This is a genomic window from Yersinia sp. 2542 StPb PI, assembly GCF_048593855.1.
Lineage (GTDB): Bacteria > Pseudomonadota > Gammaproteobacteria > Enterobacterales > Enterobacteriaceae > Yersinia > Yersinia enterocolitica_E.
Genome location: NZ_JAZGQA010000012.1, coordinates 20,278 through 45,009, shown reverse-complemented (window position 1 = coordinate 45,009; position 24,732 = coordinate 20,278). Strand labels below are relative to the sequence as shown.

Here is a 24,732-nt window from a genome sequence, read left to right as displayed (position 1 = left end):
CTACACCCTCCGGTGTTGTCATCCTATATCGCTCTCCTTTCCCCTATGTTCTACTAACAAGTAGGAAAGTATATTGTGTTATCTATTTGATTTGTAATGATATTTAATTCATTGCAAACAGATATGAGTTAACCATTCATGGGGTGCTGAAGCGCTAACGGGTGTGGCCAATATGATAAGCTGTATGATAGTCGATAACGATAAATATCAAACACTGGGTATGGTAACTGTCGTAAAAAAAATATTTGCATCGTTAGGTTTTAAAAAAGAGATTAAATTCTATCGAAAAGCATTTTATTCAGCAGATGTGATTTTTATTGGTGTTGATGAATTCAGCTTTTTCGAAGCGCTGAAACGTTTGGATAAGGCTCCTTCTGAAGCAGATGTTTTTTTGATTTGTGATGCCAGACTGAATAGCTTTTTACAAGGTATTCCCAGATTCAGCAATGTAACCATGATTTTCAGAGAAGATTCGGTTGATACAGTAATCAACAAGATTACCTCGGTATTTAAACGAAAACTGCGCGGACTTAAAGAGAATCTGGTCGAACGTAAAGTTACTAAGGTGTTGGGGCTGGCATCATCAGAGCGGCAATATTTGACGCCAAATGAAAATATTGTGTTGAAACTATTTAATGAAGGTTTTTCAGGCGGTGATATCGCCAGAATTTTGAAGAAAAGTGAGAAGACAGTTAGCGGACAAAAACGTTCTGCTATGAAGAAGCTAGGTGCTCGTACTGACGTTGAGTTGATTAAAATGTTTATGTTCAAGTAGTTAATGAAAATAATCTGATTTTTTATTATTTCTAGCGTCAACACCAGAGGATATCAAAGGGATGTTCTTGCGTTAGCGGGCAGGGATGCCAGCATCTAACTCTCCGGGTAGACCGGACAGCCCCAAAGGCATTTGGGGCTGCTTGAGGGTGCTGATATCCCCTAGTTTCAAGAAAAATAGAATCAGTATTAAATACTCTTCAATTTAGCAACCGTACTCTCGATATCAACCTCATGTTCAGAAAACGTATAAGTTACATTCTGGAATGTCGTTATCGATAACATTTTCAATGGCACAGTTTTTTCTGAAATATCTTCTTCCTGCGGCCGGATTTTGTTCATCAGTAAATTTACTGAAAGTATAGTATTAGCCTTGTCTACCTCGGCCTGTGCAGGGACTTCTTTAGTAAAAGTATTGAATGACTTGATGCTGGTGAGTTTGATTCTCTCGTTAGCAATGAATATGTATTTACTCTCAATTGCTACTTTTACCGCAAATGCCGACAACCCTTTGGTATTGGTTGTTGGCTCAAAGGTAACCTCGGCCCCTTTTTTGATCATCTCGGGATTAGCAACTTTAATAACGTGAAAATAACGGTTATCTCCGTTCTCATCGGTGATAAAACCAAAGCCTTTATCTTCAAAAAAAGTTGTTATTCTACCGTTCATCATGCATCTCATATTAGCGTATCCAATGGCTAAGTATAATACAGGTGAATAGCGTTCAGATACAGCCTGTCAGTTCGCTGAGGCGCTTATCAGCGCCATAATGGTGAACTACAAAAGCAAAAAAATGTGGTTTTCTGTGCTAGAAACAGAGCCAAAAAACGGCGTTTTTCACTTTTTCTCTTCTTTTTGTGATCTCGGCTGTGGACAAAAAACGGTTCTATTGCTGTACTGTAGTTGACACACTATTTGTGTCCAACATTCACGTAAAGGTAAGTTTGATGTCTAAGATTAAAGGTAGCGTTAAGTGGTTCAATGAGTCCAAAGGTTTCGGCTTCATTACCCCAGAAGATGGCAGCAAGGACGTTTTCGTTCATTTCTCAGCCATCGCTAGCAATGGTTTCAAAACTCTTGCTGAAGGCCAGCGTGTAGAATTTGAAATCACGAACGGTGCCAAAGGCCCATCTGCTGCTAATGTTATCGCTATCTAAGTAGCCCATATTTGTTAAAACCCGCCTCTATAGGCGGGTTTTTTATGGGTATTACCAATAAGGTAAAAAGAGTGCTTTTGTTGAACGACACGACACAACTCGTTGTTTTACAATCAACAAAGCAGAATTGAGAGAAGTAACACACCAAGGTTAGAACAGATAGGCTTTGAGAAACATCACGGTGATGACCAGGCAAAAAATAACTGTTAGCCACTCAGCCCGTTTTTTCGGTAATCCAAACATAGTGTTATCCAGCACATCAGTCACCACCATCGGCTAACTGTTCTCTGGCAAATGATTATCCGGTTCGTAGATTAAGAAAACATTAAGACGATACCACCCGACCCGCGACTTTCTTTATCTTGCGCGTTTCCGGGCAATATAATGGACTACCCGGAAAGTTAAACTATTTATAGTTACTCGCTATTATTGCCCCGCGAAATGATTGACCAATATAAAGGCCAGCATCGTCATCGCAAGTGACCCGGCCAGATTAAGTAAAACAGTCCCCGCCGCCCATGCCAGCTTACCTTCCTGAATGAGATAAACCACTTCCACAGAGAAGGTGGAAAATGTCGTTAGACCACCACAAAAACCTGTCGTAATCAGAAGCTTCCATACGGGATCAATATGTGCAATGCGGGTAAACAGCGCTAATGTCAGACCAATGATAAAAGCACCTATCAGGTTTACCAGCAGTGTTCCCACGGGGACATGGGGTGATAAGCTGTTTAGCTTCATACTGACCAGCCAGCGAGCAACGCTGCCCACGCCACCACCAATAAATACTGCGAGTAATGTATTAAACATAAATACCTTTCATTATGGATACCCATAGTGCGGGGTAGTTGGTCATTATTAATGGGCTTTTCAGAAAGGCTTAGGCGCAATACTACGCACCTTAATGAAAAGGTTACGTAGACATCATCAGCCTTGAAGGGCGGTTATGGAGGAATGTCATCTCCAGAGCTTGCGAATCAATAATACACTGACTTTTTACATCATGAAATCTATTGGGAATAGTTTTTAACTGGCCAGCTCAATACGATTACGACCATTATCTTTTGCCTGGTACAGTGCGGAGTCAGCCGCTTTCAACCATTGCTGATAATTAATCATGTCGTGCCTGTAATCAGCAATGCCAGCACTTACTCTAAGTTGCAGCGTGGGGGCTTGCGTAAAGGCTAATTCAGCCAGTTTTTCTTGAATTCGCGTTAATACTTCGCGGGTTTGTTCGGCGGTGGTATTGGGCAAAATAGCACCGAACTCGTCGCCACCATAGCGACCGACAATATCAATGGCTCGCAGCCCTAATAATAACTCCTCAGCAAGAACCGTAATGGCTTCATCGCCGACAGCATGGCCAAAGGTGTCATTTATGGCTTTGAAGTTATCAATATCAAGTAAAATGAGTGTTGCGCCGTGCTGATAGCGCCGGCAACTGTCAAATTGATTATGTAACTGGTGTTCCCAATGTCTGCGGTTATACAAACCAGTTAACCCATCTCTTACACTAATACGTAATAGCTCTTCTTTGTTTTCGGCCAAACGCTTGGCAGTTCGATAGGTAACTAATCCGAGTAGGGAAGGGTAGATAATTATCATCGGCAAACAAGCATAAACCTGAATGGGGGAAGTTTCAGGTTCAAAGGGCAAGTTAAATATCCATGCGGTCAATAAACTACAGGAGATTTGCAAGGCTAAACCTTTGCAAAAAATGTTCTTACCCCCGGAAGCAATATTATTCATACTCATCATGGATAGAATAACAATGGATGGCAAAGCATTGAACGACATTATTGCCACCCAGACGCCACCCAACGCAGAGTCTATTTTCATGTTGATTATTTCTTGCTCAAACGGTTGTTCAGACCGCAACGCCAGCAAGAATGCAATATGTGGCCATATCAACCCATTAATAGCTAGCATCAGCCATAACCATAATGGGGAATGCTGTGTATAGAGCACTGAGCCTACACAAAACATACCTACACCTAAGCCAAATGCTCGAGGTAAATAAGTTCTTTTAGCAAAACTTAACCCTGACCGACGGGTGTTTATTCTACTTGAATAAGGCAATTGGCGGCTCCCTCTTTCTTTTTTCTTTGGGGGGATATTAACGGCAATGTCTCATCCGGAATGAGTCAAAATAAGTGATAATAGACTCTGAGTAATCATAGTTCACTAACGAAATCTGTTACATATTACTGTTGTTTTAATCGGTAATTTATTCGTAAATAGGCCATTATTTAACAATATCCAACGTCATTGGCGTTGTCGCTCGCGAGTGAATCCCACCATTCTGACTCATGTGAATGATTCAGGGCGTGAGATGTGCTCACATTGGCGCAATATCCAGTAAGAAGGATATATTCATTGTTTAATGAACAGAGCTAATCAAGAAGGTGAGTATGGAAGGTATCAGTATTACCAAATTGTTGGTAGTTGGCATATTGATTGTGTTGTTGTTTGGAACCAGCAAATTGCGCACGTTGGGCGCGGATCTGGGGGCTGCCCTGAAAGGCTTTAAAAAGGCTATGGGTAATGATGATGCACCTGCGGCGACGCCTGTTGCTGAAGCTAAAACGGCCGTTGAAACCAAAACAGCACCGCCAATTGAGCATAAGGACTGATTGCCCTCGCTCGAGATAACCGGTATTCCGGTGAAAGCGGCAGCATGAAAATTCTTTAGCTTAGCTATTATCAGCAAACTTATTATGTCTGATAACAGAAAACGGATCTCCAATGGAAATCCGTTTTTGTTTGTCTGGCATTTAAGGTGTAACTAAACATTTCATAAAATTGGCCTAAAAGTCTCATCAGGCCAATTTATTTATTTTACTTCCAACCCTTTTGCTTGCAGATCGGCATGATAAGAAGAGCGAACAAACGGGCCACAAGCAGCGTGGGTAAAGCCCATTGCCATAGCTTCTGCTTTCATTTCGTCAAACTCAGCCGGGCTGACGTAGCGCTGTACGGGTAAATGGTGGCGGCTTGGTTGCAAATATTGCCCCAGCGTCAGCATGGTTACTCCATGGCGGCGCAGATCATGCATAACCTCAACGATTTCGGCATTGGTTTCTCCCAAGCCAACCATCAAACCTGATTTAGTCGGAATATCAGGATGAGCCTCTTTAAAGCGCTCAAGTAATTTAAGCGACCACTCATAGTTAGCCCCAGGTCGCACTTGGCGATACACCCGTGGTACGTTTTCCAGATTATGGTTAAACACATCCGGTGGGGTGACAGTCAAAATATCTAACGCGCGATCCATACGGCCACGGAAGTCAGGCACCAATGTTTCAATTTTTATGGTCGGATTTTTGGCTCGAATGGCTGCGATACAATCTGCAAAATGTTGAGCGCCACCATCGCGTAAGTCATCACGGTCAACCGAGGTGATAACCACATAGCGCAATCCCATATCTTTGATTGTTTGAGCCAGCTTTTCTGGCTCATTGGCATCAGGTGTAACCGGACGACCATGGGCAACGTCACAGAATGGGCAGCGGCGGGTACAAATTGCGCCGAGGATCATAAAGGTCGCCGTTCCGTGGTTGAAGCACTCTGACAAGTTAGGGCAGGATGCCTCTTCGCAAACCGAGTGCAGACCGTTTTTACGCATTGCTGCCTTGATACCCTGAATGCGGCTGGAGTCAGCGGGTAGCTTGATTTTCATCCATTCGGGTTTACGTAACAGTTCCTGACGTTCGGTAACCACGGTTTTTATCGGGATTAACGCCATTTTATCTGCGTCGCGGTATTTTACGCCACGTTCCATCTGAATCGGTTTACTCATAATCGTACAGGTTCCAGTTCTGAATCTCTCAATTTGAGATTTTTCATTAAATTCAACGTGATATGGCTTGCGTTAAAAATTTTTTGAAAATTGTTTAAAAATTATATCATCATTACCCTATCCTATTCAGCCCCCAATTACGTGGGTTATATTAAAAGAGTCAGGGCATCCACGATTTCAATTGGCTAACTTAGGATACGTCAGATGATAAATAGTCTGCCAGTGACCATGGCTGCTGCTCCGCTTGCGGATAGCCCAATTGGCGGGTAAATTCGCGCACCAAGATTGGCTGGATATCAGCAACAGTTGTCCCTGTTTTTAAGGCACTGACTTGGGTCATTTGCATGCCAGCATAACCGCATGGGTTTATGCGTTGGAACGGCTCCAGGTCCATATCGATATTCAAGGCCAGCCCGTGAAACGAGCAACCTCTACGGATGCGTAATCCCAACGAGCATATTTTCTGCTGGCCGACATAGACACCGGGGGCATCTGGGCGGGCTTGTGAATCAATAGCAAAATGAGCCAATGTCTGAATCACGGTATTCTCAATCGCGGTAACCAATTGCCGCACACCAATTTTGGCACGCTTGAGGTCAATCATGACATACATGACTTGCTGGCCGGGGCCATGATAGGTGACCTGACCACCTCTATCGCTTTGGATAACCGGAATATCACCGGGCATCAGTACATGTTCGGCTTTCCCCGCCTGACCTTGAGTGAAAACGTGCTGATGCTCAACCAGCCAGATTTCATCTGGAGTGGCGTCAGTACGGAACTCAGTGAAATTATGCATAGCTTGAGATACGGGGGCATAGGGTTGTAGCCCTAGCTTTCGTAAAATGATCTTGTGTTGTTGCAAGCGAGGCATCATCTGGTTACAGAAATGGTGGCGTCAGTATACCAGCCCAGCGGTGTGGGGCTACTATTTTGACATTTAAAAAAGCAGGTTTGCGGTTCAACCATGGGGTTAAAAGGTAAAATAAGGCCCAGAGCGTGAATAACCGCTCCGGGCCATAATAAGGCGGGCTTGGTACAAATTAAGTATCTTGCTCGTAGGCAATATGGACTTAACTCGATGCTCCTAACTATATGGTCTTAACTATATGGTCTTAACTACAGTACCATTCGCACCAGTTCAAGGTCGGCCAGCTCTTTATACAGGATTTCCACTTGATCAATATGGGTGGCTGTAATGGTGATGGAGACGGAGTGAAAGTTGCCTTTGCTGCTCGGTTTTACCTGCGGGGTATAATCACCCGGAGCATGGCGCTGTACCACTTCTACCACCTGGTTTACCAACTGTGGTTCTGCAATGCCCATTACCTTGTAGGTAAAAGAACAAGGGAACTCAAGCAGTTCGTTCAGTTTAGTTTTCATGTGCGCTCCTGGGGTGTTGACGGACAGATTACTGCCGGATAGGTGCCAGGATAAAGAAAAAATTATCCGACCTTAAAATTATAACTCCCGCCGGGGCGGGAGTTTCAGATTATTTATAATATGGGGATAGTCTGCTGATTTTCAAGCCCGCCAACTAACCGAACCAGCGGTGGAACATCAGTTTGATGTAGTCCACCATGCGGCTAAAGAATCCGCCTTCTTTAACTTCATTCATCACCACTAATGGGCGCTGATCAATAGTTTTGCCATCTAACTGGAAGTTAATCATGCCAACAACCTGATTCTTCGCCAGTGGCGCATGAATCTCTGGGGTATTCAGTACATAGCTGGCTTTCAGGTCTTTCATACGGCCACGTGGAATAGTCAGGTAGACGTCTTTATCAACACCCAACTGCACCCGGTCACTGTCGCCGAACCAGACTGGCTCTGACGCAAACTCTTTACCCACTTTCAATGGTGCGACAGTTTCAAAGAAACGGAAGCCCCAGGTCAGTAATTTTTTACTCTCGGTTTCACGACCTTTATAGGTATGACCGCCCAGCACGGCTGAGATCAAACGCATTTGACCATCGGTAGCGGAGGCCACCAGATTGTAGCCAGCAGCATCGGTATGACCGGTTTTAATACCATCAACATTCAAACTGGTATCCCACAGTAAACCGTTACGGTTCATCTGACGGATATTGTTGAAGGTGAATTCTTTCTCTTTATAAATGGCATACTCATCCGGTACATCGCGAATCAGTGCTTGACCAATCAGCGCCATATCGCGCGCAGAGCTGTACTGGCCTTCAGCATCTAAACCGTGAACTGTTTTGAACTGGGTATTTTGCAGGCCCAGTGCTTTAACGTAGTTGTTCATCAGGTTGACGAATGAGTCCTGGCTGCCAGCAACATAATCAGCCATCGCGACACAGGCGTCATTACCGGATTGCAGATTGATACCCCGAGTCAGTTTAGAAACCGGTACACGGTCACCGGGTTTCAAAAACATCAACGAAGAGCCTTTGAATTCTGGATTGCCGGTTGCCCAGGCATCTTTCCCCACGGTAACCATATCTTCTGGCCCGATTTTGCCTGCTTTGATTGCTTGGCCGATAACATAACTGGTCATCATTTTGGTCAAGCTGGCCGGATTACGACGCGCATCAGCATTCATTTCTGCCAATACTTTGCCGGAGTTGTAATCAATCAGCACATACGCTTCGGAGTCGATCTGTGGCACGCCGGGGATCATGGTTTTCAGATTGACGTCATCAGCGTTTGCAGCAGACGCTGTGCTCATAACAATAACAGTGCTGAGCGCCAGGCTCTTGATAATGCGAGAAGTAGTTACATATTTCATGATCAGGACAACAACATCCGTGGGAGTAAGTTAAGAAAGTGCCACACTATACCATACCCTTACTTACTTAACGTTGTAGCGGCGTTAGCGGCACTCACTCATCCGAATCACATGCTCATCGGGATGCATTCATTTGCGGCCTTGCTGCAACGCCAATAAATTTGGCTATACACCTGTGTGGCGTTTATTGGTTTCACCGTAACATCCTGTTTGCACAGGGGGTTACGGTTATTTTTATCTGACAGACCTTAAATTGCTACAAGGTATGTATGTTTTAAGGCGCCGCGACCACAAATGATTGCTGCTGAGCTTCGCTCGATAGGCGCTGTTGCAGTTCTACGGCTTGTTGGCGGCTACTGAATGGCCCAAGTTGGACACGATGCACGCTACCATTGGTGTCTACTTTACCCGGTACCCCAAAACGTTGGCTCAGGCTTTGCTGCCAGGTTTGCGCCCGTTGAGCATCACTCAACGCACCGACCTGAACCACATAACCACCAGCGGTCGCAGCACCTGTTGTTGCTACTGATGAGGTCACGGGACCGGGGTTGGCAACAACCGGTGGTGTCACCGGCCCTGCACCCTGGGTGGATACAGAATCCACGGCAGGTTCTGAGCTTTCCAACACGCCAGCCGGTACCGGGGTCGATGCCCGCAGGAAGCCGCTACTTTGTGGCGCGACCGGTTGAGTGGCATCCGCACCAGACAAATTACTGTTAGCGATAGGGCGCACTGGCGCACTTACTGCGGGCGCATCCTGTTGCACTGGCGTCCCCATCCCGCTGGAGGTCAAGTCCGGGCGACTTGGTAAGGCATAACTTTGCTTGGCAATGGTGGTACCGACCATACCTGGGCCTGACAGCGAGCCATCAGGTGCGACATTGATAAAATCAATTTTCACTTTGGTGTTATTCGAAATATTCAGGCGATCAGCGGCCGCTTTGGATAAATCAATTACTCGCCCAGGGGTATACGGGCCACGGTCATTCACGCGCACTACAATCTGGCGGCCATTACTGACATTGGTGACGCGCACATAACTTGGAATAGGCAAAGTAGGGTGGGCGGCGGTCAATGCATTAGGATCGAACGTTTCGCCAGTGGCGGTTGTATTGCCGTTAGCTTCTTCGCCATACCAAGCGGCAAGACCCACCTGAGTGAAGTTTTGTGGATCTTTAATAATGCTGTAAGACTGGCCATTGGCTTTATAATCCTGATTAAAATTAGGATTAAAGGGTTCATAGCGCGGTTCTGCCCCGCCAATCTCTTCAACCGGGCCGTTGTACGTCTGTTGCACCTGTTGCTGGGGTGCCGGAGGCTGACTGGTACATGCTGATAACAGCACGCCTGCGATGCCTATCCAAAGCCATTCCTTACGCATTGCTCACCTCTATAAATTCTTCGATAACATTTTGCGATGAGTATGTATCGACATCACGATACCAAACCCGGCCATCAGAACTATCAGTGCCGAGCCTCCATAACTGACCAAAGGCAAAGGTACGCCAACCACAGGTAAAATTCCACTGACCATACCTATGTTAACAAACACATATACAAATAGTATCAGCATTAATCCTCCGACCATCACTCGGCCGAAGGTGGTTTGTGCGTGGGCGGCAATCACCAAACCACGCATAATGAGACAGAGATAAAGCGCTAATAGTACCAGCACGCCAATTAAACCTAGCTCCTCTGCCAGTACGGCAAAGATAAAATCAGTATGGCGTTCCGGTAAAAACTCCAGTTGTGACTGAGTCCCGTGTAGCCAGCCTTTCCCTGATAAGCCACCTGAGCCGATGGCGATTTTTGATTGGATAATATGATAACCGGCGCCGAGCGGATCACTTTCCGGGTCCAGCAGCATCATCACGCGGTCGCGCTGATAGCCGTGCATCAGGAAGAACCACAATATCGGGATAAATGCAGCGACCAATACGGCGGCAATAGCGATTAAACGCCAACTCATACCGGAGAGAAACAGTACGAACAGGCCAGAGGCCGCAATCAGGATAGAGGTACCCAAATCGGGCTGAGCGGCAACTAATAAGGTGGGCATAAAGATTAAAATTAGCGCAATACCGGTGTTTTTCAATGAGGGCGGACAGACGTCACGGTTCATAAAGCGAGCCACCATCAGCGGAACCGCAATTTTAGCAATTTCAGAAGGTTGGAAGCGGATAAAACCCAAGTCCAGCCAGCGCTGTGCACCTTTACTTATTTGGCCAAAGGCATCAACCAATACCAACAAAATTACGCACACGAAATAGAGGTAGGGTGCCCAGTTTTCATAGACGCGCGGCGGTATCTGCGCCATAACCAGCATGACAATCAGGCCCATTGCGATTTGGCCAACTTTGCGTTCCATCATGCCGATATCTTGCCCGCTGGCGCTCCACATCACAAAGGCGCTATAAGCCAACAGCGCCAGGATGCAAATCAAAAACGGCAGATCGATGTGCATTTTGTACCACAAAGAGCCTTTTTGTTGATTATCAGTCATGAGTTACCTTAGTCCACTTCAATTAATCTGCTTCAACACCTGGAGGCAGAGGGGCCGCATCCGGTAATTCAGTATTGTTATCACCCAACAAAATGTGGTCGAGAATTTGGCGAGTAATGGTCCCCACCGCAGGCCCGGCACCCCCATTTTCTAAAATCATGGCGACAGATACCGTTGGATTTTCGTAGGGCGCAAACGCAACCATCAATTTATGGTCGCGTAAGTGTTCTGCCACTTTATGGGCATTATAGGTTTCATAGCTATACACCTGGGCGGTACCAGATTTTGCCGCTGCTTTATAAGGTGTACCTTCAAAAAACTTACGCCCCGTTCCGTTCGGGCGGTTGGCTACACCATACATGCCATCTTTAGCAATTTCCCAATAACCGGAGTGTATATCACCAATTTGCGTGCGATCTTCTTGTTGATAGGGGACTAACTCTCCATTAATCCGGGTGCTTTGTAGCAGATGTGGCGTTTTAACCGCCCCATCATTAATCAGCGTCATTAACGCTTTTGCCATCTGGATTGGGGTGGCGGTCCAATACCCTTGGCCGATACCCACCGGAATGGTATCCCCTTGGTACCACGGTTTTTTGTGGCGTTTTTGTTTCCACTCACGGGTCGGCATCAGGCCCGCGCGCTCTTCGGATAGATCGATACCGGTATATTCACCGTAGCCGAATTTACTCATCCATGAGGACAAACGGTCAATCCCCATGTCATAGGAAACCTGATAGAAGAAGGTATCCGCCGACTCTTCCAGCGCCTTGGTGACATTCAACCGACCATGACCCCATTTTTTCCAGTCGCGAAAGCGTTTTTCTGAGCCAGGCAGTTGCCACCAGCCAGGGTCAAACAAGCTGGTATTTTTGGTGATAACACCGGCACTCAGGGCAGAAACGGCAATATAAGGTTTTACGGTAGACGCAGGGGGGTAGACACCCTGAGTGGCACGGTTAATCAGCGGGCGGTCAGGATCGTTCAACAACCCCTGATAATCTTTGCTGGAGATCCCATCGACAAATAGGTTCGGGTCATAACTTGGGTTCGATACCAAGGCTAAGATAGCGCCGGTGCGTGGGTCCGTGACCACCACTGCGGCGCGGCTGCCACTCAGCAGTTTTTCAATATAGGTTTGCAGGTGTAAATCAAGCGTCAGGTAAATATCTTTACCGGCCTGCGGCGGCTGCTCATGTAGCTGGCGGATTACCCGGCCACGGTTATTGACTTCAACTTCTTCATAACCGGTTTTGCCGTGTAATACGGATTCATAATAGCGCTCAATACCCAGCTTGCCGATATCGTGGGTTGCGGCATAGTTAGCCAGAATACCTTCTTTATCCAACCGTTCGACATCTTTATCGTTAATTTTCGATACATAACCGATAACGTGAGTCAGGGCTGAACCATAGGGATAGAAGCGGCGTTGATAGCCTTTGACTTCAATACCGGGGAAGCGGAATTGGTTAACGGCGAAACGGGCGACCTGCACCTCGGTAAGGGGGGTCTTAACGGCAATGGAGGTAAAGCGGCGTGAGCGCTTACGCTCTTTTTCAAAATTAGCGATATCCTCATCCGTCAGATCCACTATCGGGCGTAGTGCATTGAGTGTCGCGGGGAGGTCTTCGATTTTTTCCGGCATCAATTCTAATTGATAAATGGTCCGGTTCATCGCCAACGGGGTGCCGTTGCGATCAAATATCATACCGCGGCTAGGGGCGATAGGGACTAGCTTAATGCGGTTTTCATTGGAACGGGTGCGATAGTCTTCGAAACGCACTATCTGCAAATTGTACAAGTTTACGATCAATATTCCGCTTAGCAGCAGGATACCGAGGAAAGCCACAAGGGCGCGGCGGACAAACAAGGCTGATTCAGCTGAATAGTCGCGAAAAGGGTTAGGTTCTTTTTTCATCCCGCAGCTACTTCATCTTGTCCAAAACCAACACGTTACTCAAAGCCATCACTTTACTCAGGTTCATCGCCGCTTATTCCCGGTGATAAGGGTGATTGGTCGTAATACTCCAGGCGCGATAGAGGCTTTCAGCCACTAAAACACGCACTAAAGGATGGGGTAGCGTAAGCACAGAGAGCGACCAGCTCTGCTCTGCGGCAGCTTTACAGGCTGGGGCTAATCCCTCCGGCCCGCCAATCAGCAGACTGACATCACGGCCGTCCTGCTTCCAGCGTTCTAATTGCTGAGCCAATTGTGGGGTTTCCCAGGGAGTGCCTGGGATATCCAGCGTGACAATGCGGTTATTCTTGCCAACCGCCGCCAGCATCAGTTCGCCTTCTTTTTCCAAAATGCGTTTAATATCCGCATTTTTGCCCCGCTTACCGGCCGGTATTTCTACCAGCTCGAAGGGCATATCTTTGGGAAAGCGGCGCAGGTAATCCATGAAACCTGTCTGCACCCAGTCTGGCATTTTGGTGCCGACAGCCACCAGTTGCAGTTTCACCGCTTAGCTCCAGAGTTTTTCCAGTTCATACAGACGGCGGCTTTCTTCTTGCATGACATGCACAATGATTTCGCCTAAATCCACAACAACCCAGTCAGACACACCCTGGCCTTCTACGCCCAGCGGTATCATGCCTGCAACACGGGATTCCTGCACCAGATTGTCTGCCAGCGCCATAACATGGCGGGTAGAAGTCCCGGTACAGATGATCATGTAATCAGTGATGCTGGACTTACCCTGAACATCCAGAGTGATAATGTCCTGACCTTTCAAGTCATCGAGCTTGTCGATAACAAATTCTTGGAGCGCTTTACCTTGCAAAGGTTCCCCCTCGGGTGATTTCTGTCCATACCCTTCGTACTTGAAGTCGCCGGGGTGTTAGCTGCGCATACTCACTCGAATCACTCACCTGTAGTTGACCCTACATAAATAAGCTCATCGGAATTCGTTCGCTTGCTGCCTACCTGCAACGCCAAGTTCTTTGGGTATATAACGTTCTTCGGTCGTGTTTTGCGAGTGATCCGGCAAACAGTTATTGACATGAACGGTTATAATGTATCGGGTTTCCAGCGAATACCTGAAATTTAGCGGCGGAGTATAACATGGGTGAATGCGTCGCGATATAAACCCTCAGCCGCGAATCGCTTTCATACTTGAAGTCGCAGGGGTGTTCGCTACGTTCACTCACCCGAATCACTTACCTGAGTAAGCTCATCGGGATTTATTCTCTTGCTGCCTACCTGCAACTTCAATTCTTTTGGCGATATAAACCTTGTAACTCAATATATCGCTGGACAGCACGTGGCAGCAGGTCATCGCAGCTTTCACCATTATGACGCCGATGGCGAATATCGGTAGCTGAAATATTCAATAAAGGTGTATCAGCCAGATAGATTAACCCTTGTGGTTGCAGGTTTAATGCTTGCGGATCCAAGACCCGTCGCTCATCAAGCCATTGCTGTAACTCAGGTGTTTCCAGCGTTTGTGAGTAACCAGGGCGGGCGCAAACCAGCAAATGGCACACATCCAATATCGATTGCCAGCGATGCCATTTATGCAGCGACAATAATGAATCCTGCCCAATGATAAACGCTAAAGGCAGTTCAACACCACGTTCTTTACGCAGTGATTCCAGGGTATCAATGGTAAATGAGGGGGTATCGCGCAATAACTCCCGCGAGTCGACGCTGAACAGCGGGTTACCGGCTACCGCCAGTTCCACCATTTTCAGCCGTTGCTGTGCATTGGCCTCGGGTTGTGGGCGGTGAGGTGGGACATTGTTGGGTAATAAAATAATATGTTGCAGACCCACTTGTTGAGCCAATGCTTCAACCGGCGTCAAGTGGCCGTAATGAATGGGGTCAAAGGTACCGCCGAACAGGGCATGTAGGGCGCGAGTCGGGGATTTATTGGGCATCAAAAAAGCTCTCAGGTAATATTTTGCCACACATCAGCATAGATAGCGTTTCTAATTCAGGCCAAATTGACTGACCATAATCCTGTTTCAAGCGAACTTCTATCTGTGCCAGCAAATGAACGGCTTGTTGCAATTGTGGCAGCGAAAGGCGTTGCAGAGCCTGTGTCATCATGGGCCGGCGATTTTGCCACACTTTTAATTGATCAAATAGCGTGCGCAGTGGCACCTGATCCATGCGGCGCTTTAACGTTAGCAGCAAGAGCAGTTCTCGCTGTAAGGTGCGCAGCAAAATAACCGGTTCACTCTCTTCCTGCTGCAATTGTTGCAGGATATGCCAGGCGCGTTTGCTTTTGCCTGCTATTAGGGCATCGAGCCAGTGGTAAGGGGTGAAATGCGCGGCATCGTTGACCGCTTGCTCAACTTTAGGCAGCGTCAGTTTACCGTCAGGGTAGAGCAACGATAACCGTTCCAAAGCTTGTGATAGCGCCAGCAGATTGCCTTCGTAGCAGTAACAAAGCAGTTGAATGGCGGGGTCATCGACCTCCAGATTCAGGCTTTTGGCCCGTGTACTGACCCAACGTGGCAGTTGTGCCTGCTCCGGCGTTTGGCAACTGACCAATACGCCATTGCTACCGAGTGCTTTAAACCAGGCACTGTTTTCTTGTGCTTTGGTTAGTTTATTTGCGCGCAAAATCAATAAAATATCTGGATGTAACAGGCCCGATAACTTGACCAATTGTTCGTTCATTGGTGCGGTTAAACCACTGTCAGGGAAGCTCAGCGTCAATGTCTGGCGGCTGGCAAATAGACTGAGTGCCTGACAAAGACTAAAGATATTGTCCCACTCGGTATGAGTATCCAGCGCAAAACTGAAATGTTCGGTGAAATCATGCTCTATTGCTACCCGACGAATGTGGTCCTGACTTTCTTGTAACAGCAATGGCTCATTGCCGCATAACAGATAGCAAGCGCGCAGCCCCTCATGGAGCTGCGCGACAAGTTGTTCAGGATAGACTCGGATCATTGGGCCGGGGTACTGACTGCGGGTTTGCCAATATTGATTTCTTTAGTTTCTGCCATCTTGGCGGCGCCTGTTGCTGTATTATTACCAACCGGCTTGTCACCATTTTCTTGCGCATTTTTGACTTCTGCAGCATGTACGGTCAGAAGCTGACGCACTAACTGCTGAGCGGCTTGTTCACGCATTTCCTGACGGAGAACCTGAGCTTCAGCATCTTTGGCGAGCGCTGTTAACGGGTTATCGAACAATGTGCGGAAGATATTAACCCGTAATGGGTAAATATCATGGCCCGGTATCAATACCTGCGCCTGCACATGCAACACTAACTGATACTCCGCCGTTACCCCGTTGCGGAAGATTGACACGGTATCCTGATTTTCTGATGAACCAAGGATCCGCAAGGCGGGTAAGTCTTTACGCATCGGGTCATCAACAATGGTGACATTGCTTAAACGCAACTGTTGACGTACAGCTCGGGTTAACGGGCCATAAGGGTCACTACTTTCCAGCAACAGTTTTTGCAGTTCAGGTGGCACCTGAGTGGTGCCTCGCAGATTAAAGCCACAGCCAGCGGTGACCAGCACCGCTAACCCCAGCAACAATGTCAGAATACGATGTCGCACAACTCCTCCTTGTCTTAACCTACAACCAGGTTAAGCAGTTTGCCAGGGACGTAGATTACTTTACGCACAGTAACCCCATCCAGGTATTTAGCCACCAGGTGCTCTTGACCAGCGCGTTCGCGAACTTGCTGTTCAGTGGCATCGGCAGGCACAGTAATTCTGCCACGCACTTTACCATTAACCTGTACGACTACTAATTTAGAGTCTTCGACCATCGCCTGTTCATCAGCAATTGGCCATGGTGCGGTATCGATATCACCTTCACCACCGAGAGCTTGCCACAAACTGAAGCAAACGTGCGGGGTGAATGGATAAAGCATACGTACCACTGCCAGTAATGCTTCTTGCAGCAGAGCACGATCTTGCTCAGTTTCCTGAGGTGCACGGCCCAGCTTGTTCATCAACTCCATCACCGCAGCGATGGCGGTGTTGAAGGTTTGACGGCGGCCCACGTCATCAGTGACTTTGGCAATCGTTTTGTGCAGATCACGACGCAGTGATTTTTGCTCTTCTGTCAGGCTGGCAATATCCAGCGGCGCAGTTGCACCTTTGGCAGTGCTTTCAAACACCAGACGCCAGACACGTTTTAAGAAGCGGTTAGCCCCTTCAACGCCAGACTCCTGCCATTCCAACGTCATTTCTGCCGGCGATGCAAACATCATAAACAGGCGCACAGTATCGGCACCGTATTTTTCTACCATAACTTGCGGGTCGATACCGTTGTTTTTCGATTTCGACATTTTGCTCATACCGGCATACACCAGTTCATGGCCTTGCGCGTCGGTCGCTTTAACAATCCGCCCTTTCTCATCACGCTCGACAATAGCATCAGCCGGTGAAACCCAGATACGTTCACCGCTGGTACCGGTGTAGTAGAAGGCGTCAGCCAATACCATGCCTTGGCACAACAGGCGTTTGGCTGGTTCGTCGGAGTTCACCAGACCGGCATCACGCAATAGTTTGTGGAAGAAACGGAAGTACATCAGGTGCATGATGGCGTGTTCAATACCGCCTACATACTGATCAACGGGCAGCCAGTAGTTGGCGGCGGCAGGGTCCAGCATGCCTTCGTCAAATTGTGGGCAGGTGTAGCGTGCGTAATACCAAGATGATTCCATAAAGGTATCGAAAGTATCCGTTTCACGCAGGCCCGGCATCCCGTTAACGGTGGTTTTCGCCCACTCGGGATTAGCCTTGATCGGGCTGGTAATACCGTCCATTACAACATCTTCTGGCAGGATAACCGGCAGTTGGTCTTCTGGTGTTGGCACGACGGTGCCATCTTCCAATGTCACCATTGGGATAGGCGCACCCCAATAACGCTGACGTGATACACCCCAATCGCGCAGGCGATAATTCACTTTACGCTGGCCAACACCGAGAGCCACCAGTTTGTCAGCAATGGCATTAAAGCCCGCTTCATAATCCAGACCGTCGAACTCGCCGGAGTTGAACAGGGTGCCTTTTTCGGTCATGGCTTCCTGACTCAAATCAGGCTCGCTACCGTCAGCGGCTAAAATAACGGGCTTGATTGGCAGGTGGTATTTGGTGGCAAATTCCCAGTCACGGGCATCGTGGCCTGGAACCGCCATTACCGCGCCAGTACCGTAATCCATCAAGACAAAGTTAGCGGCCCAGATAGCCAGCTTCTCACCTGTCAGTGGATGGATGGCGTATAGGCCGGTCGCCATGCCTTTTTTCTCCATCGTTGCCATTTCAGCTTCGGCAACTTTGGTATTGCGACATTCAGCCACAAAATCAGCCAGCGCCGGGTTGGTGGCAGCCGCTTGCAGTGACAGTGGGTGACCGGCAGCAACCGCTACATAGGTCACACCCATAAAGGTGTCTGGGCGGGTGGTATAAACTGACAGTTTTTCTTCGCTATCTTGCACGTCGAAAACGATATCAACCCCTTCGGAGCGGCCAATCCAGTTGCGTTGCATGGTTTTCACCTGCTCCGGCCAGCTTTCCAGAGTGTCCAGATCATTAAGCAACTGATCAGCGTAATCGGTGATTTTAATAAACCACTGCGGGATCTCTTTGCGTTCAACCTTGGTATCACAACGCCAACAGCAGCCGTCAATCACCTGTTCGTTGGCTAACACGGTCATATCTTGTGGACACCAGTTAACCGCAGAGGTCTTTTTGTAGACCATGCCTTTTTCATACAACTTGGTGAAGAACCACTGTTCCCAACGGTAATAGTCAGGTTTACAGGTGGCAATCTCGCGATCCCAGTCGTAACCGAAGCCCAGTAGTTTCAACTGGTTCTTCATATATTCGATGTTGTCGTAAGTCCATGGGGCCGGTGCGGTGTTATTTTTAACTGCTGCACCTTCTGCCGGCAGGCCAAACGCATCCCAGCCAATCGGCTGTAGGACGTTCTTGCCCAGCATACGTTGGTAGCGTGAGATAACATCACCAATGGTGTAGTTACGAACGTGCCCCATATGTAGGCGTCCTGAAGGGTATGGCAGCATAGATAGGCAGTAATATTTTTCTTTGCTGGTATCTTCAGTGACTTTAAATGTTTGCTTCTCTTGCCAGTGAAGCTGTACTTGCGTTTCGATATCTTCTGGGCGGTATTGCTCTTGCATGGCGGCCAGTGGTCCTATAGTGAAAAACAGCTACGCCTGTAGCATCATCTGTTTCATATCATAAAGAGAGATCCGCATAGCATAGCTGATAAGCGGCAGGCGCAACAACACTCAGCATCCCGCAGAACGGTTTTTCTGCGCGGTGAATGGCAGAAATCATCAAAGTGAGGGAGTAACAACCTTATGATGACGTGACTTCAGTCATTTACGGCTAAAATAATAAACGTTAGCTTTAATATCAGAGTAAGTACCAGCAGACAACAGCAGCGGGGCAACCATAAGCAGGCGAGAGATTGGCTCTATCACTATTTTCTTTGTAACAACCTTTGCTGTACCACAATCGCGGATCGAGGAGACAGTATGAACAAGGTAGCTCAATATTATCGTGAGTTGGTGGCATCACTGACTGAACGCTTGAAAAATGGTGAACGTGATATCGATAAGCTGGTGGAAAGCGCCGAGCAGCGGTTAGACGCAGTAGAAGAGTTGAGCCGCAGTGAGGTTGAGCAAATCATTCAGGCGGTGCGCCGCGATCTGGAGGAGTTTGCCCGTAGTTATGAAGAGAGTAAGGACGAATTCACTGACAGTGTATTTATGCGGGTGATTAAAGAGAGCCTGTGGCAGGAGCTGGCGGATATCACTGACAAAACACAGCTAGAGTGGCGTGAAGTGTTTAAAGATGTCAGCCACCATGGGGTGTATCACAGTGGTGAGGTGGTTGGATTAGGGAATCTGGTGTGTGAAAAGTGCCACCATCACCTGGCTTTCTATACCCCTGAAGTGTTGCCGCTCTGCCCTAAGTGTGGGCATGATCAATTTAACCGCCGGCCATTCCAGCCCTAACATTAATTTGGGCTAAAAAGAGACACTCCGCAGTGGCGGAGTGTCATTCGATTATTCGCTGTAGCGGGCAACCCGTTCAACCAGCAAATCAATAAATCCTTTCCTGTCGATACCCATCAACACTTCTGCATTAGGCACATTATCTGTGAGCTGATAATAATCGACCACCGTCATGCCTTGGGTGTATTCACCACGCGTTTCGATGCCGACCCAGCGTTCAATGCTAGTGAATAACTCGGGGGCTAATAACCAGGCAATGGTGCAAGGGTCATGTAGCGGGGCACCTTGAAAACCCCAGCGTTCCTGGCGGTGATACAGCATGAAGAAGTCCAGTAAGCCTGCTACCACGTCGGCGACCGGATTATTCAACTGACGAATGCGATCGATATCTTCATCCATCACTTGTGCCTGATGGGTCACATCCAACCCGGCCATAGTAATCGGAATACCTGATTTAAATACCCGAACAGCGGCCTCAGGGTCGACAAAAATATTAAATTCAGCAGCGGCGGTCCAGTTTCCTAGCATCACGGCCCCCCCCATGATGACGATACGCTCTATTTTGGCCGTCAGAGCGCCATGACCGGCCAGCAGCAAGGCAATGTTAGTCAATGGGCCTGTCGCCACAAGGGTCACCGGATGAGGGCTGGCACGCAATATTCTCGCCATTAGCTCCACCGCATTGTCAGTTTGCGGGGCAAAATCTGGATCCGGTAATGAGGGGCCATCTAACCCGCTTTCACCGTGAACATTGTCGGCAATAATCAATTCGCGCAGTAATGGTTTGAGTGCGCCGCCTGCCACCGGAATATCCTGACGCTTGAGCAGTGTCAGAATGCGCAGGGCATTACGCAAAGTTTTGTCGGGAGTTTGGTTACCGGCGCAAGTGGTAACCGCTGCTACGTTGAGTTCGGGGGAGGCCAACGCCAGAATCAATGCAATAGCATCGTCATGGCCGGGATCGCAATCAATGATAATAGAGCGGGGCATCACTTTTCCTCTTGTTAGTCACAGTGTTAACCAGAGGATGCGCACAAAAAAACGGATAAGCAATCACGCAGGGCGTAAAAAGAGAACAGGCGCAAATTCCTCCCCTACGGATGCAGGGGAGGCAATATGATTAATGCAGGATTTTTGCCAGGAAGTCTTTGGCGCGATCTGATTTAGGATTATTAAAGAAATCATCTTTGTTGCTGTCTTCGACGATTTTCCCTTCATCCATAAAAATAACGCGGTTAGCCACTTTGCGGGCGAAGCCCATTTCGTGGGTAACTACCATCATGGTCATCCCTTCCAATGCCAGTTTGACCATCACGTCCAACACTTCGTTGATCATTTCCGGGTCAAGTGCGGAGGTGGGTTCATCAAACAGCATGGCAATGGGGTCCATGCAGAGTGCACGGGCAATTGCCACGCGCTGCTGCTGGCCACCCGATAACTGAGAAGGAAATTTATCTGCATGGGTAGAAAGGCCCACGCGATCTAACAGTTTCAACCCCTTTTCACGCGCTTCTGCTTTATCACGTTTGAGTACTTTGATTTGCGCCAGCGTCAGATTTTCAATGATAGACAGGTGTGGGAACAGCTCGAAATGTTGGAACACCATGCCCACTTTGGAACGCAGTTGGGCCAGATTGGTACCTTTATCATTCACACCAATACCATTAACTGTAATGCTGCCTTTTTGAATAGGTTCCAGCCCATTAACAGTTTTGATTAAGGTTGATTTGCCTGAGCCTGAAGGACCACAGACCACCACAACCTCACCTTTTTTAACTTCGGTGGTGCAGTCAGCCAGCACCTGAAAGTGGCCGTACCACTTAGAAACATTTTTCAGGGAAATCATCAAACAGTCCTTTTCTTCAAATAGTTAACCAGCATCGACGCGGCAATGCTGATAACGAAATAAACCAAACCGGCAAACAGCACCATTTCGACCTGAGTACCGTCCCGCTCGCCAATGGTGGTGGCGGTGCGGAAGAAATCGGCCAGGCTAAGGACATACACCAGTGAAGTATCCTGAAATAACACTATCCCCTGAGTTAACAGGAGCGGCACCATTGCGCGGAAAGCCTGGGGCAGGATAACCAGCCGCATTGACTGCCCATGGGTCATGCCCAATGCCAGCGCAGCAGAGGATTGCCCACGGGAAATACTCATGATCCCGGCGCGGATAATTTCCGAGTAATAGGCCGCTTCAAACAGCGAAAAGGCTACCATGGCTGAGATTAACCGAATATCAGTTTTTGGTGATAAGCCCAGCACATTTTGTAATAAGCTCGGGACAACCAAATAAAACCACAGCAGCACCATCACCAACGGAATAGAGCGGAACACGTTGACATAGGCAGTTGCAAACCAACTGATGGCTTTAATCGGCGACAAGCGCATGACCGCCAGAACTGTCCCCCAGATAATGCCAAATACGATAGCGGTAATGGTTATCTTGGCGGTGACCACTAACCCTTGCAGCAGATAGGGCATGCTGGGGGCGATAGAACTCCAATCAAATTCGTACATTATTTACTCCCCAGATTGCCGGGTAACTGCACTTTCTTCTCAACTAATCGCATCAACAGCATGATCACGGCGTTGATCAGTACATAACCAAGAGTGATGGCGGTGAAGGACTCATAGGCGTGAGCTGAATAATCCAGCAATTTACCTGCTTGAGCGGCCATATCGACCAATCCGATTGTTGAAGCAATGGCGGAGTTTTTTACCAGGTTGAGCATTTCTGAGGTCATCGGGGGAATGATCACCCGATAAGCATTGGGCAGTAACACATAGCGATAGGTTTGTGGCAGGGTCAACCCCATAGCCAAACCCGCTGCTTTCTGGCCTCGAGGCAGTGACTGAATCCCGGCACGGACTTGTTCACAAACACGTGCTGCGGTAAATAAGCCAAGGCAAAGCATCGATGAAAGAAAGAACTGTATATTCGGGTCAAGTTCACTTTTAAACCACATGCCAATATCAACTGGCAACAGTTCAGGTACCACCAGATACCAGGTAAAGAATTGCACAATCAAGGGTACGTTACGAAACAGCTCAACGTAGCAGGTCCCAATCCCTGACAGGACTCGATTGGGCACGGTTCTTAAAATACCAAACAGTGAACCGACAAAAAACGCGATCACCCAGGCGCACAGTGATAAAGCGACGGTGACTTGAAAGCCGGACCAGATCCAGCCGAGGTAGGTGGTATTGCCGAAGGGGGCAGGTTGCAAGAAGATGCCCCAGTTCCAGTCTATTGACATAACAAACTCCCTTAAAAGGATGGATAAGCCATCCTGATGACTGATGATTTAATGCGTGGCGACCTTGAGGACTCACAAAAAAATGCGGAGTGGGGAACGGCCACCCCGCATTCATTTCCTGTATCCCAATCGGCCCATCATCAATCGAATCGAGCAGGCAACCGCCCGCCCTGATTATTATTGTTAGTTCAATGCTTTATCGTTAGGTGCTTTGAACAGCGCCTTCATTTCATCAGACAGTGAGAAATTCAGGTTAAGATTTTTAGGTGGAATTGGGTTTTTGAACCAGCGATCGAATGATTTTTCAGCCACACCAGAAGTTTGTGCACTGGCAATGGTTTCATCCAATAAGGCTTTAAAGGCCGGATCATTTTTGCGCAACATACAGCCGTAAGCTTCCTGAGACTGCGGAGTACCGACGATATCCCATTGGTCTGGTTTCTTGGCTTTGGCTCGCTCACCGGCTAGCAGAGCATCATCCATCATAAAGGCCACTGCGCGGCCACTTTCCAAGGTGCGGAAAGAGTCACCGTGGTCTTTGGCGCTGATGATGCGCATATCCATTTTGTCTTTTTCATTTAGCTTATTCAGCAGGACTTCAGATGTAGTACCTGAAGTTACAACCACTGCTTTACCGGCCAAATCTTTGAAATCTTTAACTTCAGACCCTTTTTTGGTCAGTAAACGGGTACCGACGACAAAAATGGTATTACTGAACGCCGCTTGTTGCTGACGCTCCAGATTATTGGTGGTGGAACCACACTCAAAGTCAAAGGTGCCGTTTTGCAGTAGTGGAATACGGTTCTGCGAGGTGATTGGGATCAGTTTGACCTGTAAGTCTGGAGCATTAAGTTTTTTCTTAACTGCATCAATGATCAGATTAGAATAATCTTGTGCGTAACCAACAACTTTCTGCTGATTATCGTAATAAGAGAAGGGAACGGAAGATTCACGGTGACCCACTACGATAACGCCACTGTCTTTAATCTTTTTCAGAGTATCAGCCTGGGCTTCAGCTTTCGCTGCGGGTTGTGCTGCCGCTTCTTCTGCTTGGGCTACGCCACTTGCCATCCCAGCTAACAGTAGCGCTAACGCCAATTTACGCATATGCATGGTCCAACTCCTTTGCTGTTGTTTTATTACTTGATGTTGTGATGCTAAAAATACGTTGTTGCTAAATCTCGTCAGGCGAGAAATCGTTTTGTTTCGTTTCAGCGGTACAACCACCGATGTTTTGTTGGCCGGTACGTGGTTTTCGCTGTTACTTGTATCAGATTATCTTTAAAAAATAGCCAAATGTTATGCGAATGATGAATAAATGTTTGTTTTTTGGGACGCAAATCGCACCAAATAGAGGCAATAAAACAGCAATGCACTTCTATGGTGCGGGCTATGCCCTATAAACGAGCGTGTAAATAATCGTGATCCCGCATTTGAAACGCTGTGTTCCCTACTTGTTGCGGTAATCCCCGACCACGGCTAAAAGATTGGCGGGCATTGGCCGAGAGTTAACACATAATGGTTAGA

At 47.8% G+C, this 24,732-nt stretch carries 26 protein-coding genes and 1 riboswitch; of the genes, 4 read left to right on the top strand and 22 right to left on the bottom strand.

The annotated features are described in order from the left end of the window. Positions 1–184: 184 nt before the first annotated feature. On the top strand, positions 185–775 hold the full coding sequence (locus V1952_RS03335) for a helix-turn-helix transcriptional regulator (protein ID WP_102970450.1): 591 nt from the start codon (positions 185–187) through the stop codon (positions 773–775). 188 nt (positions 776–963) lie between these two features. On the opposite strand, the gene V1952_RS03330 is transcribed toward V1952_RS03335, so the two are convergent. Continuing rightward, complete coding sequence (locus V1952_RS03330) at positions 964–1,443, bottom strand: cold-shock protein (RefSeq protein ID WP_083159694.1); 480 nt, start codon at positions 1,441–1,443, stop codon at positions 964–966. A gap of 278 nt (positions 1,444–1,721) precedes the next feature. Here V1952_RS03330 and cspE point away from each other — a divergent pair, with 278 nt between their 5' ends. Then, the gene (cspE, locus tag V1952_RS03325; protein ID WP_002210315.1) at positions 1,722–1,931 is read left to right on the top strand and encodes a transcription antiterminator/RNA stability regulator CspE; all 210 of its coding nucleotides are present in this window, start codon (positions 1,722–1,724) and stop codon (positions 1,929–1,931) included. A 150-nt stretch (positions 1,932–2,081) separates the two neighbouring features. On the opposite strand, the gene V1952_RS03320 is transcribed toward cspE, so the two are convergent. The 3 genes from V1952_RS03320 to V1952_RS03310 form a co-directional block, all read right to left on the bottom strand. Next, positions 2,082–2,204 (bottom strand): hypothetical protein, encoded by a 123-nt coding sequence (locus tag V1952_RS03320; protein WP_420070756.1) that lies wholly within the window; start codon positions 2,202–2,204, stop codon positions 2,082–2,084. Positions 2,205–2,357: 153 nt separating this feature from the next. Further along, on the bottom strand, positions 2,358–2,741 hold the full coding sequence (gene crcB, locus V1952_RS03315) for a fluoride efflux transporter CrcB (protein WP_083159692.1): 384 nt from the start codon (positions 2,739–2,741) through the stop codon (positions 2,358–2,360). A gap of 101 nt (positions 2,742–2,842) precedes the next feature. After that, a riboswitch (Fluoride riboswitch) is annotated at positions 2,843–2,905 on the bottom strand. Between the two features lie 52 nt (positions 2,906–2,957). Next, on the bottom strand, positions 2,958–4,010 hold the full coding sequence (locus V1952_RS03310; RefSeq protein WP_083159690.1) for a diguanylate cyclase: 1,053 nt from the start codon (positions 4,008–4,010) through the stop codon (positions 2,958–2,960). A 332-nt stretch (positions 4,011–4,342) separates the two neighbouring features. Between V1952_RS03310 and tatA the strand changes: the two genes are divergently transcribed. Continuing rightward, positions 4,343–4,564, top strand: a complete 222-nt coding sequence (gene tatA, locus V1952_RS03305; protein WP_372558323.1) for a Sec-independent protein translocase subunit TatA — start codon at positions 4,343–4,345, stop codon at positions 4,562–4,564. 200 nt (positions 4,565–4,764) lie between these two features. On the opposite strand, the gene lipA is transcribed toward tatA, so the two are convergent. From lipA to leuS, 13 genes are all read right to left on the bottom strand, one after another. Beyond that, entirely contained in the window at positions 4,765–5,730 is a 966-nt protein-coding gene (gene lipA / locus V1952_RS03300) for a lipoyl synthase (RefSeq protein WP_083159686.1), read from the bottom strand. Positions 5,731–5,920: 190 nt separating this feature from the next. After that, positions 5,921–6,607 carry a lipoyl(octanoyl) transferase LipB gene (gene lipB / locus V1952_RS03295; RefSeq protein ID WP_420070757.1) on the bottom strand — a complete coding sequence of 229 codons (687 nt, stop codon included), beginning with the start codon at positions 6,605–6,607 and terminating at the stop codon, positions 5,921–5,923. Positions 6,608–6,849: 242 nt separating this feature from the next. Continuing rightward, entirely contained in the window at positions 6,850–7,113 is a 264-nt protein-coding gene (ybeD, locus tag V1952_RS03290; protein WP_032905731.1) for a DUF493 family protein YbeD, read from the bottom strand. A 154-nt stretch (positions 7,114–7,267) separates the two neighbouring features. Next, positions 7,268–8,479, bottom strand: a complete 1,212-nt coding sequence (dacA, locus tag V1952_RS03285) for a D-alanyl-D-alanine carboxypeptidase DacA (RefSeq protein WP_083159682.1) — start codon at positions 8,477–8,479, stop codon at positions 7,268–7,270. Positions 8,480–8,753: 274 nt separating this feature from the next. After that, positions 8,754–9,860 (bottom strand): endolytic peptidoglycan transglycosylase RlpA, encoded by a 1,107-nt coding sequence (gene rlpA / locus V1952_RS03280; protein ID WP_420074305.1) that lies wholly within the window; start codon positions 9,858–9,860, stop codon positions 8,754–8,756. A gap of 9 nt (positions 9,861–9,869) precedes the next feature. After that, a complete protein-coding gene (gene mrdB / locus V1952_RS03275) occupies positions 9,870–10,982 on the bottom strand; it encodes a peptidoglycan glycosyltransferase MrdB (RefSeq protein WP_005182719.1) in 1,113 nt (370 codons plus the stop codon). Between the two features lie 22 nt (positions 10,983–11,004). Then, entirely contained in the window at positions 11,005–12,900 is a 1,896-nt protein-coding gene (mrdA, locus tag V1952_RS03270) for a peptidoglycan DD-transpeptidase MrdA (protein ID WP_372558326.1), read from the bottom strand. Positions 12,901–12,973: 73 nt separating this feature from the next. Beyond that, positions 12,974–13,444, bottom strand: coding sequence for a 23S rRNA (pseudouridine(1915)-N(3))-methyltransferase RlmH (rlmH, locus tag V1952_RS03265; RefSeq protein ID WP_083159676.1), 471 nt, complete (start codon positions 13,442–13,444; stop codon positions 12,974–12,976). A gap of 3 nt (positions 13,445–13,447) precedes the next feature. Further along, the gene (gene rsfS / locus V1952_RS03260) at positions 13,448–13,765 is read right to left on the bottom strand and encodes a ribosome silencing factor (RefSeq protein ID WP_083159674.1); all 318 of its coding nucleotides are present in this window, start codon (positions 13,763–13,765) and stop codon (positions 13,448–13,450) included. A 427-nt stretch (positions 13,766–14,192) separates the two neighbouring features. Then, positions 14,193–14,861: a nicotinate-nucleotide adenylyltransferase gene (gene nadD, locus V1952_RS03255; protein WP_372558327.1), complete on the bottom strand. Its 669-nt coding sequence runs from the start codon at positions 14,859–14,861 to the stop codon at positions 14,193–14,195. Then, complete coding sequence (gene holA, locus V1952_RS03250) at positions 14,851–15,885, bottom strand: DNA polymerase III subunit delta (RefSeq protein ID WP_372558328.1); 1,035 nt, start codon at positions 15,883–15,885, stop codon at positions 14,851–14,853. Before holA ends, nadD begins: the two co-directional genes overlap by 11 nt. After that, positions 15,882–16,505 carry an LPS assembly lipoprotein LptE gene (gene lptE / locus V1952_RS03245; protein ID WP_420074304.1) on the bottom strand — a complete coding sequence of 208 codons (624 nt, stop codon included), beginning with the start codon at positions 16,503–16,505 and terminating at the stop codon, positions 15,882–15,884. The genes holA and lptE overlap by 4 nt, the downstream gene beginning before the upstream one ends. 14 nt (positions 16,506–16,519) lie before the next feature. Further along, positions 16,520–19,102, bottom strand: a complete 2,583-nt coding sequence (gene leuS / locus V1952_RS03240) for a leucine--tRNA ligase (protein WP_083159665.1) — start codon at positions 19,100–19,102, stop codon at positions 16,520–16,522. Between the two features lie 360 nt (positions 19,103–19,462). Here leuS and V1952_RS03235 point away from each other — a divergent pair, with 360 nt between their 5' ends. Then, positions 19,463–19,945, top strand: a complete 483-nt coding sequence (locus V1952_RS03235) for a zinc ribbon-containing protein (RefSeq protein ID WP_372558329.1) — start codon at positions 19,463–19,465, stop codon at positions 19,943–19,945. 51 nt (positions 19,946–19,996) lie between these two features. Here V1952_RS03235 and rihA read toward each other — a convergent pair whose 3' ends face one another. From rihA to V1952_RS03210, 5 genes are all read right to left on the bottom strand, one after another. Beyond that, positions 19,997–20,935, bottom strand: coding sequence for a pyrimidine-specific ribonucleoside hydrolase RihA (gene rihA, locus V1952_RS03230; protein WP_420074303.1), 939 nt, complete (start codon positions 20,933–20,935; stop codon positions 19,997–19,999). A gap of 130 nt (positions 20,936–21,065) precedes the next feature. Next, positions 21,066–21,791, bottom strand: coding sequence for an amino acid ABC transporter ATP-binding protein (locus V1952_RS03225; RefSeq protein WP_025377565.1), 726 nt, complete (start codon positions 21,789–21,791; stop codon positions 21,066–21,068). Further along, a complete protein-coding gene (gltK, locus tag V1952_RS03220; protein WP_032905734.1) occupies positions 21,791–22,465 on the bottom strand; it encodes a glutamate/aspartate ABC transporter permease GltK in 675 nt (224 codons plus the stop codon). Before gltK ends, V1952_RS03225 begins: the two co-directional genes overlap by 1 nt. Next, entirely contained in the window at positions 22,465–23,205 is a 741-nt protein-coding gene (locus V1952_RS03215; RefSeq protein WP_372558332.1) for an amino acid ABC transporter permease, read from the bottom strand. Before V1952_RS03215 ends, gltK begins: the two co-directional genes overlap by 1 nt. A 183-nt stretch (positions 23,206–23,388) precedes the next feature. Beyond that, the gene (locus tag V1952_RS03210) at positions 23,389–24,318 is read right to left on the bottom strand and encodes an amino acid ABC transporter substrate-binding protein (RefSeq protein ID WP_083159659.1); all 930 of its coding nucleotides are present in this window, start codon (positions 24,316–24,318) and stop codon (positions 23,389–23,391) included. Positions 24,319–24,732: the final 414 nt, after the last annotated feature.

Bases quoted from the DNA above. Each gene is read 5' to 3' on its own strand.
- ybeD (WP_032905731.1), bottom strand. From the start codon at position 7,113: ATGAAAACTAAACTGAACGAACTGCTTGAGTTCCCTTGTTCTTTTACC.
- leuS (WP_083159665.1), bottom strand. From the start codon at position 19,102: ATGCAAGAGCAATACCGCCCAGAAGATATCGAAACGCAAGTACAGCTT.
- lipB (WP_420070757.1), bottom strand. From the start codon at position 6,607: ATGATGCCTCGCTTGCAACAACACAAGATCATTTTACGAAAGCTAGGG.
- V1952_RS03235 (WP_372558329.1), top strand. From the start codon at position 19,463: ATGAACAAGGTAGCTCAATATTATCGTGAGTTGGTGGCATCACTGACT.
- V1952_RS03330 (WP_083159694.1), bottom strand. From the start codon at position 1,443: ATGAACGGTAGAATAACAACTTTTTTTGAAGATAAAGGCTTTGGTTTT.
- rlpA (WP_420074305.1), bottom strand. From the start codon at position 9,860: ATGCGTAAGGAATGGCTTTGGATAGGCATCGCAGGCGTGCTGTTATCA.
- gltK (WP_032905734.1), bottom strand. From the start codon at position 22,465: ATGTACGAATTTGATTGGAGTTCTATCGCCCCCAGCATGCCCTATCTG.
- lipA (WP_083159686.1), bottom strand. From the start codon at position 5,730: ATGAGTAAACCGATTCAGATGGAACGTGGCGTAAAATACCGCGACGCA.
- dacA (WP_083159682.1), bottom strand. From the start codon at position 8,479: ATGAAATATGTAACTACTTCTCGCATTATCAAGAGCCTGGCGCTCAGC.
- mrdA (WP_372558326.1), bottom strand. From the start codon at position 12,900: ATGAAAAAAGAACCTAACCCTTTTCGCGACTATTCAGCTGAATCAGCC.
- nadD (WP_372558327.1), bottom strand. From the start codon at position 14,861: ATGCCCAATAAATCCCCGACTCGCGCCCTACATGCCCTGTTCGGCGGT.
- tatA (WP_372558323.1), top strand. From the start codon at position 4,343: ATGGAAGGTATCAGTATTACCAAATTGTTGGTAGTTGGCATATTGATT.
- cspE (WP_002210315.1), top strand. From the start codon at position 1,722: ATGTCTAAGATTAAAGGTAGCGTTAAGTGGTTCAATGAGTCCAAAGGT.
- mrdB (WP_005182719.1), bottom strand. From the start codon at position 10,982: ATGACTGATAATCAACAAAAAGGCTCTTTGTGGTACAAAATGCACATC.
- V1952_RS03215 (WP_372558332.1), bottom strand. From the start codon at position 23,205: ATGTCAATAGACTGGAACTGGGGCATCTTCTTGCAACCTGCCCCCTTC.
- V1952_RS03335 (WP_102970450.1), top strand. From the start codon at position 185: ATGATAGTCGATAACGATAAATATCAAACACTGGGTATGGTAACTGTC.
- V1952_RS03320 (WP_420070756.1), bottom strand. From the start codon at position 2,204: ATGGTGGTGACTGATGTGCTGGATAACACTATGTTTGGATTACCGAAA.
- holA (WP_372558328.1), bottom strand. From the start codon at position 15,885: ATGATCCGAGTCTATCCTGAACAACTTGTCGCGCAGCTCCATGAGGGG.
- V1952_RS03225 (WP_025377565.1), bottom strand. From the start codon at position 21,791: ATGATTTCCCTGAAAAATGTTTCTAAGTGGTACGGCCACTTTCAGGTG.
- rihA (WP_420074303.1), bottom strand. From the start codon at position 20,935: ATGCCCCGCTCTATTATCATTGATTGCGATCCCGGCCATGACGATGCT.
- crcB (WP_083159692.1), bottom strand. From the start codon at position 2,741: ATGTTTAATACATTACTCGCAGTATTTATTGGTGGTGGCGTGGGCAGC.
- V1952_RS03210 (WP_083159659.1), bottom strand. From the start codon at position 24,318: ATGCATATGCGTAAATTGGCGTTAGCGCTACTGTTAGCTGGGATGGCA.